Origin of the sequence: Pantoea vagans (assembly GCF_001506165.1) — a bacterium.
Lineage (GTDB): Bacteria > Pseudomonadota > Gammaproteobacteria > Enterobacterales > Enterobacteriaceae > Pantoea > Pantoea vagans_C.
This window is the reverse complement of sequence record NZ_CP011427.1, coordinates 1222517-1236831: the sequence shown is the minus strand read 5'-3', so window position 1 is coordinate 1236831 and position 14315 is coordinate 1222517. Positions and strand designations below refer to the sequence as shown.

The window sequence follows — 14315 nt, the reverse complement described above, 5'->3', positions numbered from 1 at the left end:
CTCTCCTGCTGTTAGTTAACGGGTTGTAAGTCGACACGCGCCATCATCGCGGCCAACTGGGTACGGTCGGTAACGCCAACGTTGCTCTGGCTAACCGCCATCGCGGCCACGGCGGTGGCAAGGCGCAGCGTATGCTCGCTGGATTCGCGCATCAGCAGGCCGTAAATCAGGCCCCCGACCATCGAATCACCCGCGCCTACGGTGCTGACCACTTCACAGGCTGGCGGTTTGGCGATCCATTCGCCAGAGGCGTTCACCCACAGTGCGCCTTCCGCACCAAGGGAAATCACCACATGAGCAATGCCCTGCTCACGCAGTTCATGCGCAGCTTCGATCACATCCTGCAGGGTTGGCAGTTTGCGATCGGCCCAGATTTCCAGCTCACGGCGGTTCGGTTTCACCAACCACGGAGCGGCTTTCAGGCCGGCCACCAACGCTTCACGGCTGCTGTCAAAAATGATGCACGGGCACAGGGTGCGCAGGTCGCTCATCCATTTAGTAAAAGCTTCTGGTGCCACGCCCGCAGGCAAACTGCCGCTGACGCACACCATGTCAAACTGCCCCAGCCAGGTGAGTGAATCTGCGGTAAAGCGATCCCAGTCCTGCGCTGTAACATTAAAGCCAGAGAAATTCAGGTCAGTGACTTCACCGTCTTTTTCCGTCAGCTTCACGTTGATACGGGTACGGCCCTGCACCACCTGGAAACGGTTGGCGATGCCCAACTCGCTGAATAATTGCTGGAAGCCGTCCTGATTCTCTTTACCGAGGAATCCGCCAACGGTGACGTCGATACCGAGATCTTTCAGCACTTTGGCAACGTTAATGCCTTTGCCCGCAGCGTGCAGACCGGTGGTTTTCACCAGATTAACTTCACCACGCTCGATTTCGGGTGTGTAACCCACCAGATCGTAGGCTGGGTTAAGCGTGATTGTGGCAACACGACGGCTCATGCAACCCCCTCGCCCAAGCCTGAATTAATGGCTTCTTCAATGGCGTTTAAGGCTTGCTGTGCGTCTTCACCGCTGGCCGTAAAGCGCAGGCGATGGCCTTTCTTCACGCCCAGCGCCACCACTTTCATCAGGCTGCGTCCGTTAGCCGGTTTGCCGCTGCCATCAAGGTTGGTGACGGTGATATCGCTGTTGAACTGTTTGATGACGGTGACCAACGCCGTGCCTGGACGCGCATGCAGTCCGTGCTCGTTACGAATGGTGAATTCAGCTGTCAGCAGGTCTGCCGTCTCGTCCACTTCACTGGTCAGGAGTGCCAGAATGCCTGCCGCATCTGCTTTCAGCAGGCGTTCAGCTTTGTTGTTCAGCAGCAGGTTGCTCAGGTAGCCGAGCACCTCCAGCGGGCGTTCATCGCTGGCGGCAACCGTCACTAACAGTGCGGCGTTCTCACCCTGATGAACAAATGGCGTGGCCGTACGGCTCACCGCAACGGCACTGTTGAGGTTGCCGTGAGTACTGTCGCTCAACCAAATCCCCTGGCCGAGACTGAGCGGTGTACGGGATACCACATCAGCCACGAACGACGCTTCTACCGCGCCTGCGGCCTGTAAACGTCCTGCGTTCATCGCCTGTAAGGTCATGAGGTCACTGGCTGCGATATCTACCGCAATCAGCGAAGTGTCGAATTTGAATTCAGCCGCCTGCTTCTCGCCCATCAGCAATGCACGCAAATCTTCAGCTGAGGCGGTTTTCAACTGCTCAGCAATGCTGTCATCACTTAAAACGTGGGTGAGCTGGCGCAGCAGCGCAAGATGTTCATCTGATTTTGCGGCGATACCGATGGCAACATAGGCCGTCTGGCCGTCGCCCCAATCCACGCCTTGCGGGAATTGATAGACCTGTACGCCCGTTTTCAGCACCAGATCACGCGTATCGGTGGTGCCATGAGGGATCGCGATGCCATTGCCCAGAAACGTGGTGGTCTGCTGTTCGCGCGCCAGCATGCCGTTAACGTAGCCTTCCGACACATTGCCTGCCGCGGTTAACGCAGCTGCAACCTGGCGGATTGCCTCTTCTTTATTTTGTGCCTGCGCACCGGTATGAATGGCCTGAACTTCGAGCTGGAACATATTTCTCCTCGCTTGCTGAAACTGAATCGGTTCAGCTTAATGGCGAAAAAATACGCTGCGCGCTGCGGACTTAGCCGCGACGACAACGCTGAAACGTTTCAGGGAATATGGTACAGCAACGTCAGGCAGGCAAGAAAATGCGCAATCGGCGTAGCAGATTTTTGATGTTCCGCACACTTCAGTTTGGATTTCAGATTTTTCATACCCAGAAAGCTGACGTTTTTGCTGTAACGCAACAGTCAGTTTAGGCCAGTTCTTCAGCAAAGCGTCAGCAACGACTCAAGGAGCAGTATCGGCTTCCAGCTTCAGCAGGAACGTCATCGCCGCATCACGGCTACTGCCGCACATTTCAGCGCTGGGTTGTAATCCGGCACAGACTGCTGGGCGCAAAGGAGAGCCAAATATCTTGCAACGTTGATTATCGTCAAGCTGAACGCAACGGGTATTGGCCGGCTTGCCGTGTGGCATTCCGGGAATGGGGGAAGAGATGGAAGGGGCTGTGCAACAGGCACCGCACTGGTCACGACAAAACATCATGCGCTCCTGCAAGGATTTCGTCGCGACAATAGCAGCCCAGCACGAGGAATGCCATGCACAGACAACAATTTTACGTCGCCTCACTTGCCTGTTTTTCACGGCGCGAGTAACGTGGCGCGCATTAACCTTCATTAAGCGAGTCACACACCATGCCAAAGGCAAATGAAATCAAAAAAGGGATGGCTGTCACCTGGAACGGCAAACTGTTGTTGGTGAAAGACATTGATGTACAGAGCCCCAGCGCACGCGGTGCGGCAACCCTGTATAAGATGCGTTTTACCGATGTGCGCACCGGCCTGAAAGTGGAAGAGCGTTTTAAAGGCGACGATATTATCGATGCCATCCAACTTAGCCGTCGCGCTGTCACCTTCTCTTATATAGATGGTGACGAATATGTGTTTATGGATGATGAAGACTACACACCTTACATCTTCAAGAAAGAGCAGATTGAAGAAGAGCTGCTGTTCATCCCAGAAGGCGGCATTCCGGGTATTCAGGTATTAACCATGGAAGGTCAGGTGCTGGCGCTGGAACTGCCGCAAACCGTGGATATGGAAATTGTCGATACCTCGCCGGGCATCAAGGGCGCATCTGCCAGTGCACGTACCAAACCCGCAGGGATGAGCACTGGATTGTCCATTCAGGTGCCTGAGTATTTGAGCAATGGCGATCGCATTCGTATCCATATTGCTGAACGCCGCTATATGAGTCGCGCGGACTAACCGCACGATTTTATCCGGCCGCCGAAGGTTGTTATAGTATAACAACGGGGTGCGCGCCGGATGTGTTGTCCGCGCGCCTGAATAGGGAGTTTGTCATGACGCGCGTTAACGTAATAACCGGATTTCTCGGCAGCGGTAAAACCACTACGCTGCTCCATCTACTTGCCAACAAACCAGCCAACGAAAATTGGGCGATCCTGGTTAACGAGTTTGGCGAGATCGGCATTGATGGCGCGCTGCTTGCCGATCGGGGCGCCACGCTGAAAGAGATCCCCGGCGGATGTATGTGCTGCGTCAACGGTCTGCCGTTACAGGTTGGGCTTAATATGCTGTTGAAGCAGACCAAACCCGACCGCCTCATTATTGAACCCACCGGTCTTGGCCATCCCAAACAGTTGCTCGATATGCTTCGTGCAGCCGTCTATCAACCCTGGATTCAGGTTGATGCAACCCTCACTCTGCTTGACCCGCGCCAGTTGGCCGATCAACGCGTGGTCGAAAATGAAAATTTCCGCGATCAGCTGACCGCTGCTGATATCGTTATTGCCAACAAAAGCGATCGCTGGAGCGATGAAGATCGCCAGCGTTTAGCCACATGGCAACAGCAGAATCTGGGTGATCGTCAGTTAGTGGAATCTGCCTGGGGCCATATCGACCCCGCGCTGTTGTGCCAGCCTGGATTGGCGGATCGTGCGGTTCCCGAAGCGGTACATCACCAGCACTCTTCTCGTCCTCAGGGGCTTGCGGCACTGAAGCTGGAAGGGTCTGCACGCTGGCGACGCGCGCTTAATGAAGGCCAGGGATACGCAGCCTGCGGCTGGATTTTTGATGCTGATACCGTATTCGATACCATCCCCGCGCTAGAGTGGGCGCGGCATGCACCGGTCGATCGGGTTAAGGGCGTGTTGCGTACCGCCGATGGTCTGGTGAACATCAATCGCCAGGGTGAGGACTTCTTTATGGAGACCCGCACGACGACGCCACCGGACAGCCGCATTGAGTTAATCCATCATCAATCCGTTGACTGGAACCTTTTGCAAACCGCTTTGTTGAAGATTCGTTTAAAATAGCTGCGTTAGGTTGCCCCGTTATTTTTCATTTTGAGTCTATTTTTTATGCGCGCATCTCGTCTAATCACCATCCTGCTGCTCAATGCATTGGGTTTGATGTTGTTCTTTTCCTGGTATCTGCCGCCAGACCACGGATTTTGGTTTGGTGTCGATAAAGCGATCTTCTTTGGCTTCAACGATCAGATGGTGGTGCACCACGGTTTTGCACTGCTGGTGGCGATCACCAACTTCCGCGGTTTTGACGCGGTTTCGCTGCTGGCCATGGGCCTGCTGTATCTGTGGTTCTGGCGTCGTGAAACCCCACAGGGTCAGCGTCGTATGCTGGCCATCGGCATCACCATGCTACTTACGGCGGTGGTGTTGAATCAGTTAGGTCACCTGATTCCGGTACAGCATGTCAGCCCGACGCTGTTCTTTGAAAATGTCCATCGCGTGAGCGAACTGACCGGTATTCCGGCCAAAGATGCCTCAAGCGCCAGTTTCCCGGGTGACCACGGCATGATGCTGATTATTTTCGCCTGCTTTATGTGGCGCTATTTTGGTTTCCGCGCCTTTCTGGTGGCATTGCTGATTGTGGTGATATTTGGCCTGCCACGCATCATGGCGGGCGCGCACTGGTTTACCGATGTTGCGGTGGGATCACTGTCCGTAGTTCTGGTGGGATTGCCTTGGTGGTTATTAACGCCCGCCAGCGACAAACTGGTGAATTGGCTTAATCGCGCCCTGCCAGGGAAATATAAGCCGCGCACATAATTGTTAAGCGCGGATGACAATAATCATAAAAGTCGATCATCCGCGCTTATCGAATTCTGAAATTCATTATTAGCACGCTAAGCTTTTTCTATTAAAAGAAAACATTATGATGAAAAATTGATAACAATAGCCCTTTTCCTAAGCTGTCCAGTCAGAACCCTCTCAAAATCGGCCTTAGCGCCAGAATTACCCCCTTATAACACCGCTTATTGGTCGCTAATTCGCTACCAGTTGATGATAAAGTAGCCATTGTGTTACGAATTGATTTCACATCAATAAAACCTATAAAAATTTATATAAAAGCACTCGCCACGCGGTCTGTAATCGGTTAACCTCAAATCCGATTAGTGAGAGTGCAGCATAAAATTCGGTGCCTTATGAAACAAAAATGTGTTCATTAACACATTTTAGTAATTAAGGAATTGTCTTAAGCGGTCGTACTTATTAATCTCGAACCCGTTTTGTCATCTGGCTGACGACATTGTGTCGTAAGGACATCAAAGGAACACACGTATAATGGTCAAGTCTCAACCAATACTGAGATACCTCAGGCGGATCCTTCCCGCAGTAGCATTAGCAACACTTTTATCGGCATGTAGCAGTACGCATAACGGTCAGAACGCGAATAACGAGAATCATGAAGTTAACAACCAGAATGGTTTTTTACTTCAAGCGTCTCAGGACGAATTTGAACAAATGGTGCAGAACGTGGACGTTAAGTCCCGCATCATGGAACAGTACAGTGACTGGAAAGGTGTACGTTATCGCTTAGGCGGCGACACCAAACGCGGCATTGATTGTTCTGCTTTTGTTCAGCGCACCTTTCGCGAGCAGTTTGGTTTAGATTTGCCACGCTCGACATCCGAGCAGCAGGATACCGGTAAAGAAATTTCACGCAGCAAACTGCGTCCGGGTGACTTAGTCATGTTCCGCGCAGGTTCGACGGGTCGTCATGTTGGCATCTATCTCGGCAATGACAACTTCGTACACGCGTCCACCAGCAGTGGTGTGATGATCTCCAGTTTAAACGACAGTTACTGGAAAACGCGTTATCGCGAAGCACGTCGGGTTTTAGCTAAAAACCCGAGCTAACGTATCCTTTTGAAGATCCTCTCAGCCAGAGAATCAGAAAACGCTGCCACGGCAGCGTTTTTTTTCGCCTGCAGTTTCTTAACTCAAATCCAATAGATAAAAAGTAATTGAGAATCAAAAATATAACGAGACTTTTCGCGCGACCTCGTTATATTCTCGTTTGCTTACTGGCCGAAGCAGTTTGCGTTCCAGCCCGGTGCACAACGCCGTGAATACGCAGCGCTCAACGCCAGACACCAGCGAGCAGTAGTGCACGATGTACATAATAAAAATGGCACCACAAAGGGGAATGCACTCCATGCCACTGTCGGGGACGTTAAAACGTCATGCAACCTATTCGCGCCGTATCGCCTGGAGTAGTGCGATTATCGGCGGCGTGTTCTTTTTGTTGTTTGTGACGGTTCTGCTGACGCTAACCTGGCAAAAACGCGTACAACAACATGAACAGTTGCTGATTCATAGCCGCGACGATTTACAACAGGTGATGTCAACCCTGGTCGATACCCTGTATCCCTTACAACAGTACACCCAATTATCCTGCAGCAGCGTCAGCCGTGAACTCACCTCCCGTGCTGCTTTTGCCGGCAACATTCGCGCCATATTGCTGGTGCGCGACAGCAATGCCTATTGCTCCTCTGCCACTGGTGCCTTTCTGCTGCCTGCTAATGATATTTCTCCAGACTCTGAGCTGGAACGTGACCGCGACATAAAACTGATGCCAGGCACGCCATTGCTGCCGACCAAACCGGCACTGGCGCTGTGGATGAAAAGTCCAGGTTCAGCCGAAACCGGCATTCTTGCCACTATGAATATCAGTCTGACGCCTTATCAATTGATGGCGTCTTACCACCCAGAGATCACCGGAATGGCGCTGGTGATTGGCAACAAAGCGCTGCTCAGCGGTAAAAACCAGGTGGTGAACGTCAGCGATCTCCCCCCTGCTCTGGCTGAAATGCGATTTAAAAATAATGACATGCGCTTTGTGGTCTATGGCAGCACCCTGGCGCAACGTGACTATCATCTGATTCTGCTGACCGGGCTACTGGCCACGCTGTTTATGATCGGTGCCAGTTGGATGCTGCTGACACTCTATCAGCGTCCCGGTAAAGAGATTATGCAAGGGATTAAACGCGGACAGTTTCATGTGGAATATCAGCCCCTGGTGACCGCCCACGACGGCCAACCTTACGGGGTCGAAGCGCTGCTGCGCTGGACACATCCCACTGAAGGAATGATCCCACCCGATGCCTTTATCAGTAATGCCGAAGCACAAAACCTGATTATTCCCCTCACCCAGCATCTGTTTAAACTGGTCGCGCGTGATGCCCGATTTTTAAGCCAACAGTTGCCGCGTGGCACGCGCTTGAGTTTAAACCTTTCCCCTTTGCATCTCGCCTCAGACAGTTTCCGCCAGCACGTACAGGAGTGGATTGCGGAGATGCCCGCTGACCACTTCAAGTATGTGTTTGAAATCACGGAACGCACGATGGTGGGCGAAAAGAACGCAGGAGAAATCTTTGCCTGGCTGCATGAGCATGACATCAAGATAGCCATTGATGACTTCGGTACCGGCCACAGCGCATTGATCTATCTGGAAAGATACCCGTTTGACTACCTGAAGATCGATCGCGGTTTTGTGCAAAGTATTGGCACCGAAACGGTGACATCACCGGTGCTGGATGCGGTGTTGCTGCTGGCGAAAAAACTCAATCTGAAAACCGTGGCTGAAGGGGTTGAAACCGGCGATCAAGCCGCGTGGCTGGTCAATCGCGGGGTGACGCATTTGCAAGGGTATCTGTTTAGCCGCCCGCTACGCCCGGAAAACCTGATCAGTTACTATCAGCAACAGGCTGCGTTGGGTTAACGTCACGCCATCGTCACGAAACTGCTACCATACAGTGCGGAACACCAGAGGAGAGCGCCCCACTTATGCTGCTGCGTCTTGTCACAGCGTTGCTGGTTTGTATAGCCATTGCGCCACTGCATGCTGAAACCATCAATGAGAGTTATGCCTTTGCCAAGCTGGGCGAGCCGAAGTATGCGGTGAATTTCAGTCATTACGATTACGTCAATCCTGCTGCACCGAAAGGCGGAAAGATGACGCTGGCCGTGGTGGGCACTTACGATAACTTCAACCGCTACGCCTCACGTGGGAATCCGGGAGCGGGTACCGACACGCTGTATGATGGGCTGTTCACCACTGCTGATGATGAACCGGGCAGCTTCTACCCCCTGATCGCCGAATCCGCGCGCTATCCCAGTGATTACCACTGGATGGAAGTCTCAATCAATCCGCATGCACGCTTTCAGGATGGCAGTCCGATTACCGCACAGGACGTCGCCTTTACTTTCCAGAAGTTTATGACCGAAGGCGTGCCGCAATTCCGCATTGCATTTCGCGGAGTAGAGGTGAAAGCACTGAACCGTCTGACGGTGCGTATTGATATGGCCAAGCCCGACAAAGACCTGATTTTAAACTGGCTGACGCTCCCCGTGTTACCTGAGAAATTCTGGCAGAATAAAAAATTCAATGAGCCGATTGGCTATCCGCCGCTCGCGAGTGGGCCTTACCGCATCACTGCCTATAAGTCTGGCCAGTTCATCGAATACAGCCGAGTGAAGAATTATTGGGCCGCCAATTTGCCGGTTAACCGCGGGCGCTTCAATTTTGATACTTTACGCTATGACTACTACCTCGATGACAATGTGGCATTTGAAGCCTTCAAAGCGGGTGCCTACGATCTGCGTGAGGAAGGTTCGGCAAAAAAATGGGCCACGCAGTATCGTGGTCGTAATTTCGAGAACCATGCCATTGTTAAATCAACCACACCGAATACAGCCGCCACGGATACCCGCTGGCTGGCGTTTAACAATGAGAAGCCGTTGTTTGCCGATCGCCGCGTCCGCCAGGCGCTGACGCTGGCATTTGATTTTGAATGGATGAACAAGGCGCTGTTTTATGGCGCTTATAAGCGCACCAGCAGTTACTTCCAAAACACCGAGTATGCGGCGGTAGGCTATCCGAAAGCAGAGCAACTGATCCTGCTCGCCCCATACAAAGCCCAGTTGCCGCCTGAAGTGTTTGACGGTGAGTACGCCCCCCCGAAATCGGATGGCAGTGGATTTGATCGCGGCAACCTGCTGAAAGCCGTGGACCTATTGAAACAAGCGGGATGGCAGATTAAAAACCAACAACTGGTGAATGATAAAACCGGTCAGCCCTTCCGCTTTGAACTGCTGATGCGCAGCGGCCCCAATAATGACTGGGCTCTGCCTTTCCAGCACAGCCTCGCACGCCTTGGTATTCAAATGACACTGCGTCAGGTAGACAGCTCACAGTATCTGCGCCGTTTACGTGAAGGGGATTACGATATGATCCCGTCGGCTTATCAGGCGATGCCGTGGCCCTCAACAGATTTACAATATTTATGGCAGTCTGATTTTATCAAATCCTCATGGAACACCGCGCGGGTGCAGGATCCGCTGATCGACCACTATATTAAACAGATTGTGGCACATCAGGGGGATGAAAAAGCCCTGTTACCCCTCGGTCAGGCGCTGGATCGCATTTTGCTGTGGAATGCTTATATGATCCCAATGTGGTACAACGCCGAGCAGAGGCTGGCATACTGGGACAAGTTTTCGCGTCCTGAAATCAAGCCTGCCTATGCCACCGGGCTGGAAAACTGGTGGTATGACGTGAACAAAGCCGCACAGTTGCCGGCCGACAGACGCTGAGGAGAGCGGTTTGGGTTCCTATTTCCTACGCAGGTTGCTGCTGATAATCCCCACGCTATGGGCGATCATCACCCTGAACTTTTTTATCGTGCAGATTGCGCCAGGCGGTCCAGTTGACCAGGCGCTGGCCAACGCGCAGTTTGGTCACAGCACTGGGTTTTCCGCCTCCGGCGGTGCCGACAGCGGCGGGCGTGGTGCATTAGTGCGAGATAACCCCGGCGACAGCCAATATCGCGGCGCGCGCGGGCTCGATCCTGAAGTGATCGCGGAAATCAAACATCGCTACGGCTTTGATAAACCCCTGCTGCAGCGCTACGGCGAGATGCTGTGGAATTACCTGCGTTTTGATTTCGGCGACAGCCTGTTCCGCAGTGCTTCGGTGCTGCAACTGATCAAAGAGAGTTTGCCGGTTTCCATCAGCCTCGGTCTGTGGAGCACACTGATCATCTATCTGGTGTCTATCCCGCTTGGCATCAAAAAAGCGGTGCGCAACGGCAGCGCTTTCGACATCTGGAGCAGCACCTTCATTATCATTGGCTACTCCATTCCCGCCTTCCTGTTTGGCATCATGCTGATTGTGCTGTTTGCCGGTGGCAGCTATTTAGACTGGTTCCCGCTGCGTGGCCTGACGTCACCCCAATTCGATACCCTGCCCTGGTACGGTAAAGTCGGTGATTATCTGTGGCACATCACGCTGCCAGTATTTGCAACGGTGATTGGTGGCTTTGCCACGCTGACCATGTTGACCAAAAACTCCTTCCTCGATGAGATCCGCAAGCAATATGTTGTGACAGCACGAGCGAAAGGAGTGGATGAGAAACGCATTTTGTATGGACACGTCTTCCGCAACGCCATGCTGTTAGTGATTGCTGGTTTTCCCGCCACCTTTATCAGCATGTTTTTCACCAGTTCCGTGCTGATTGAGGTGATGTTCTCGCTGAATGGATTAGGTCTGCTGGGCTACGACGCCACCATTCAGCGCGACTATCCGGTGATGTTTGGCACCTTGTATATCTTTACGCTGATTGGGTTGCTGATGAATATTCTCAGCGATCTGACTTACACGCTGGTCGATCCGCGCATCGATTTTGAGGGACGCTGATGGCCATATCGCTTATTAACCAACAGCGCTGGCAGCGCTTTCGTCACAACCGCCGTGGCTACTGGTCGTTGTGGATTTTTCTGGTGATTTTCGTGCTGTCGCTGGGTGCGGAGTTACTGGCCAACGACAAACCTTTGATCGTGCAATATCAGCAGCGCTGGTATATGCCACTGCTGTTTAACTACAGTGAAAGTGATTTTGGCGGTGACTTTGCGACGCCCGCAGATTATCAAGACCCCTGGCTCAAGCAGCGGATTGACCGCCAGGGTTGGGCACTGTGGGCGCCGATTCGCTTTAGTGACAGCACCATCAATTTCGCCACCGATGTGCCCTTCCCTTCTCCGCCATCGAAACAGAACTGGCTCGGCACCGATGCCAACGGCGGTGATGTGCTGGCACGTCTGCTCTACGGTACACGCGTATCCTTGCTATTCGGTATTCTGCTGACGCTGTTTTCCAGTGTGATTGGCATTGTGGTCGGTGCGGTGCAGGGTTACTTCGGCGGCCGCGTTGATTTAGTGGGGCAGCGTCTGATTGAAGTCTGGTCCGGTATGCCCTCTCTATTCCTGCTCATTTTGCTCTCCAGCGTCATCCAGCCCGGTTTCTGGTGGCTGTTGCTGGTGACAGTGATCTTTGGCTGGATGAGCCTGGTCAGCGTGGTACGCGCGGAATTTCTACGCACGCGTAACTTTGATTACATTCGTGCCGCGCAGGCGCTGGGGGTCAGCGATGGACGCATCATGCTGCGGCATATGTTGCCCAATGCGATGGTGGCCACGCTGACTTTCCTGCCCTTTATTTTGTGTGGTTCGATCACCACGCTGACATCCCTGGATTTCCTCGGTTTTGGCCTTCCGGTGGGATCACCGTCGTTGGGTGAGCTGTTACTGCAAGGCAAAAATAATCTGCAAGCACCCTGGCTGGGGCTTTCTGGCTTCTTCGCACTCGCCCTGCTGCTATCACTGCTGATCTTTATAGGTGAAGCGGTACGCGATGCCTTTGATCCAAGTCGGGGACGTTAAATGAGCTTACTGACCGTTAATCATCTGGCCGTGGCGTTTAATCAACGCCGCGTGGTGGAAGATATCTCACTGCACATTGATGCGGGTGAAACCCTGGCATTGGTCGGCGAATCAGGATCGGGCAAAAGCGTGACTGCCCTGTCGATCATGCGCTTGTTACCTCAGCCACCCGTGACCTATCCGCAGGGCGAAGTTGTGTTTAATGGACAGAACATCCTGCAGGCCAGTGAACGCGAGATGCGCGGCTTGCGTGGCAACCAAATGGCGATGATTTTCCAGGAGCCGATGGTCTCGCTTAACCCGCTGCATAACGTTGAGAAACAGCTGTATGAGGTGCTGTCTCAGCATCGGGGAATGCGCAAAGAGGCCGCGCGCGGTGAAATTCTCAGTTGCCTGGATCGCGTGGGGATTCGCCAGGCCGCGTCTCGGCTGCAGGATTTCCCCCATCAACTCTCTGGTGGCGAACGTCAGCGCGTGATGATCGCCATGGCGCTGCTGATGCAGCCCAAGTTGCTGATTGCCGATGAACCCACCACCGCGCTCGACGTCACGGTACAGGCGCAGATTCTGCAACTGCTGCGAGAACTGCAGCGAGAGCTGAATATGGGCATGCTGTTTATCACCCATAATCTGAATATTGTGCGCCAGTTGGCGCATCGTGTGACGGTGATGCGCAATGGGCGAGAAGTCGAACACAACCGCTGCGACGCGCTTTTCAGCCTGCCGACTCATCCTTATACCCGCGAACTCTTGGCTGCCGAACCCGATGGTCAACCGGTTCCCCTCAGGAATCCGCAACCGCTGTTGCAGGTTAAAAATCTGCATGTGGGCTTTCCCATTCGCCGCGGATTGTTCAAGCGGGCAGTGGCGGAAAAGACGGCGCTACAGGATTTGAGCTTCACGCTTCGCCGGGGTGAAAGCCTCGGCCTGGTCGGTGAATCAGGCTCCGGCAAAAGTACCACTGGCCTGGCACTGCTGCGTTTGATCGCCGCCCGCGGCGAGATTTGGTTTGACGATCAGCCTCTGCATACGCTGACGCGCAAGCAACTGATGCCGCTGCGCCCGAAGATTCAGGTGGTGTTTCAGGATCCGAACTCTTCACTGAATCCACGCATGACGGTGCAGCAGGTGATTGCCGAAGGGTTGGCCGTCCATCGACCAGAGCTGAGTGCTGCCGAACAGGAAGCGAAAGTGATTGCGGTGATGGAGGAAGTGGGACTGGATGCCGAAAGCCGTTCGCGCTATCCCGCAGAGTTTTCCGGCGGCCAGCGCCAGCGTATCGCGATTGCGCGCGCGCTAATTTTAGAGCCACAGTTGATCGTACTGGATGAACCCACTTCATCACTCGATCGCTCAGTGCAGAAGCAAATTCTCACACTGCTACGTCGTTTGCAGCAACAGCATCAGCTGGCCTATCTGTTTATCAGCCATGATTTGCAGGTGGTGCGAGGACTCTGTCACCAGCTGATCGTGTTGCGTCAGGGAGAGGTGGTGGAACAGGGAGAATGCGAGGCACTGTTTAGCGCGCCAGCCACCGATTATACCCGTCAGTTGCTGGCTTCAGCGCAAGGTCAGCCCTTGAGTTAATGACCTTCAAAAGTTTCAGCTATCGCAACGCCCTGATTTTTCAGGCAGCAGTTGGTGGCGCTTTCATCACCGCGCTGAATCAGCAGACACGGCTGCCCTTCACACCTGGCAATTTTGCATTCCACCTGAATCTGCGCCAGTGTTTCTTGCAACTGGTGCAGAATCTCCAGCGCGAGATGGCCATCATGGCTGAGCAGGCGGAGTACCACTAAATCTTCATCGTGCACACCGTTTGCCGCTTCCTGACACTCAATTTCACCCGCATGATCTGACGACCAGCGATAGTGTTGCGGTAAGCGATGCATAACCGAAAGTTGTAGCATAAGTACGGTCCCCAGAGACGTTAACTCATATTCACGACGACGGCGGTAACGCGTGAATCCTTTCCTGGTTAGCTCAGAATACGGACGTCAAGGTTTGCCTTCTCGTTTTAAGCACAAAGCATGTAGCAAAGTTATTATTTGCGAGTCTTCTCGCATTTATGCCTATGTGTACCCTGTTCGGCGGCAGTTAACAATCATTTTAGACGCAATGTCGTTACTTTTTTATCTCTTAATTTTCACATTATGGAAACATTAAGCATAACGAATATGTGGGGATTCGCGAATTTGCGGG

13 protein-coding genes are annotated in these 14315 nt (G+C 53.1%); 9 read left to right on the top strand and 4 right to left on the bottom strand.

Annotated features, from left to right (window positions below):
* Positions 1 to 11 precede the first annotated feature (11 nt).
* The 3 genes from fruK to LK04_RS20025 form a co-directional block, all read right to left on the bottom strand.
* Positions 12 to 950 (bottom strand): 1-phosphofructokinase, encoded by a 939-nt coding sequence (fruK, locus tag LK04_RS05765; protein ID WP_038645831.1) that lies wholly within the window; start codon positions 948 to 950, stop codon positions 12 to 14.
* Positions 947 to 2077: a fused PTS fructose transporter subunit IIA/HPr protein gene (gene fruB / locus LK04_RS05760; RefSeq protein WP_039333753.1), complete on the bottom strand. Its 1131-nt coding sequence runs from the start codon at positions 2075 to 2077 to the stop codon at positions 947 to 949. Before fruB ends, fruK begins: the two co-directional genes overlap by 4 nt.
* Positions 2078 to 2356: 279 nt before the next feature.
* The gene (locus tag LK04_RS20025) at positions 2357 to 2611 is read right to left on the bottom strand and encodes a YkgJ family cysteine cluster protein (RefSeq protein ID WP_071885732.1); all 255 of its coding nucleotides are present in this window, start codon (positions 2609 to 2611) and stop codon (positions 2357 to 2359) included.
* Between the two features lie 152 nt (positions 2612 to 2763).
* Between LK04_RS20025 and yeiP the strand changes: the two genes are divergently transcribed.
* The 9 genes from yeiP to yejF all read left to right on the top strand — a co-directional run bounded on the left by yeiP (position 2764) and on the right by yejF (position 13700).
* On the top strand, positions 2764 to 3336 hold the full coding sequence (gene yeiP, locus LK04_RS05755; RefSeq protein ID WP_039333751.1) for an elongation factor P-like protein YeiP: 573 nt from the start codon (positions 2764 to 2766) through the stop codon (positions 3334 to 3336).
* A gap of 95 nt (positions 3337 to 3431) precedes the next feature.
* Positions 3432 to 4406 carry a CobW family GTP-binding protein gene (locus LK04_RS05750; protein WP_039333749.1) on the top strand — a complete coding sequence of 325 codons (975 nt, stop codon included), beginning with the start codon at positions 3432 to 3434 and terminating at the stop codon, positions 4404 to 4406.
* Positions 4407 to 4451: 45 nt separating this feature from the next.
* A complete protein-coding gene (locus LK04_RS05745) occupies positions 4452 to 5159 on the top strand; it encodes a phosphatase PAP2 family protein (RefSeq protein ID WP_039333747.1) in 708 nt (235 codons plus the stop codon).
* 516 nt (positions 5160 to 5675) lie between these two features.
* Positions 5676 to 6251 (top strand): bifunctional murein DD-endopeptidase/murein LD-carboxypeptidase, encoded by a 576-nt coding sequence (gene mepS / locus LK04_RS05740; RefSeq protein WP_039333745.1) that lies wholly within the window; start codon positions 5676 to 5678, stop codon positions 6249 to 6251.
* Positions 6252 to 6549: 298 nt separating this feature from the next.
* Complete coding sequence (locus tag LK04_RS05735) at positions 6550 to 8115, top strand: cyclic di-GMP phosphodiesterase (protein ID WP_039333743.1); 1566 nt, start codon at positions 6550 to 6552, stop codon at positions 8113 to 8115.
* 65 nt (positions 8116 to 8180) lie between these two features.
* Positions 8181 to 9989 carry an extracellular solute-binding protein gene (locus LK04_RS05730; protein WP_039333741.1) on the top strand — a complete coding sequence of 603 codons (1809 nt, stop codon included), beginning with the start codon at positions 8181 to 8183 and terminating at the stop codon, positions 9987 to 9989.
* Positions 9990 to 9999: 10 nt separating this feature from the next.
* Positions 10000 to 11091 carry a microcin C ABC transporter permease YejB gene (locus tag LK04_RS05725; RefSeq protein ID WP_039333739.1) on the top strand — a complete coding sequence of 364 codons (1092 nt, stop codon included), beginning with the start codon at positions 10000 to 10002 and terminating at the stop codon, positions 11089 to 11091.
* Positions 11091 to 12113: an ABC transporter permease gene (locus LK04_RS05720; protein WP_039333737.1), complete on the top strand. Its 1023-nt coding sequence runs from the start codon at positions 11091 to 11093 to the stop codon at positions 12111 to 12113. Before LK04_RS05725 ends, LK04_RS05720 begins: the two co-directional genes overlap by 1 nt.
* A complete protein-coding gene (gene yejF, locus LK04_RS05715) occupies positions 12114 to 13700 on the top strand; it encodes a microcin C ABC transporter ATP-binding protein YejF (RefSeq protein WP_039333735.1) in 1587 nt (528 codons plus the stop codon).
* On the opposite strand, the gene LK04_RS05710 is transcribed toward yejF, so the two are convergent.
* On the bottom strand, positions 13697 to 14023 hold the full coding sequence (locus LK04_RS05710; protein WP_039333733.1) for a hypothetical protein: 327 nt from the start codon (positions 14021 to 14023) through the stop codon (positions 13697 to 13699). The genes yejF and LK04_RS05710 overlap by 4 nt on opposite strands.
* Positions 14024 to 14315: the final 292 nt, after the last annotated feature.

What these genes read in the sequence shown, in the direction of transcription:
- fruK (WP_038645831.1), bottom strand. Translation starts at nt 950, where the DNA reads ATGAGCCGTCGTGTTGCCACAATCACGCTTAACCCAGCCTACGATCTG.
- fruB (WP_039333753.1), bottom strand. Translation starts at nt 2,077, where the DNA reads ATGTTCCAGCTCGAAGTTCAGGCCATTCATACCGGTGCGCAGGCACAA.
- LK04_RS20025 (WP_071885732.1), bottom strand. Translation starts at nt 2,611, where the DNA reads ATGTTTTGTCGTGACCAGTGCGGTGCCTGTTGCACAGCCCCTTCCATC.
- yeiP (WP_039333751.1), top strand. Translation starts at nt 2,764, where the DNA reads ATGCCAAAGGCAAATGAAATCAAAAAAGGGATGGCTGTCACCTGGAAC.
- LK04_RS05750 (WP_039333749.1), top strand. Translation starts at nt 3,432, where the DNA reads ATGACGCGCGTTAACGTAATAACCGGATTTCTCGGCAGCGGTAAAACC.
- LK04_RS05745 (WP_039333747.1), top strand. Translation starts at nt 4,452, where the DNA reads ATGCGCGCATCTCGTCTAATCACCATCCTGCTGCTCAATGCATTGGGT.
- mepS (WP_039333745.1), top strand. Translation starts at nt 5,676, where the DNA reads ATGGTCAAGTCTCAACCAATACTGAGATACCTCAGGCGGATCCTTCCC.
- LK04_RS05735 (WP_039333743.1), top strand. Translation starts at nt 6,550, where the DNA reads ATGCCACTGTCGGGGACGTTAAAACGTCATGCAACCTATTCGCGCCGT.
- LK04_RS05730 (WP_039333741.1), top strand. Translation starts at nt 8,181, where the DNA reads ATGCTGCTGCGTCTTGTCACAGCGTTGCTGGTTTGTATAGCCATTGCG.
- LK04_RS05720 (WP_039333737.1), top strand. Translation starts at nt 11,091, where the DNA reads ATGGCCATATCGCTTATTAACCAACAGCGCTGGCAGCGCTTTCGTCAC.
- yejF (WP_039333735.1), top strand. Translation starts at nt 12,114, where the DNA reads ATGAGCTTACTGACCGTTAATCATCTGGCCGTGGCGTTTAATCAACGC.
- LK04_RS05710 (WP_039333733.1), bottom strand. Translation starts at nt 14,023, where the DNA reads ATGCTACAACTTTCGGTTATGCATCGCTTACCGCAACACTATCGCTGG.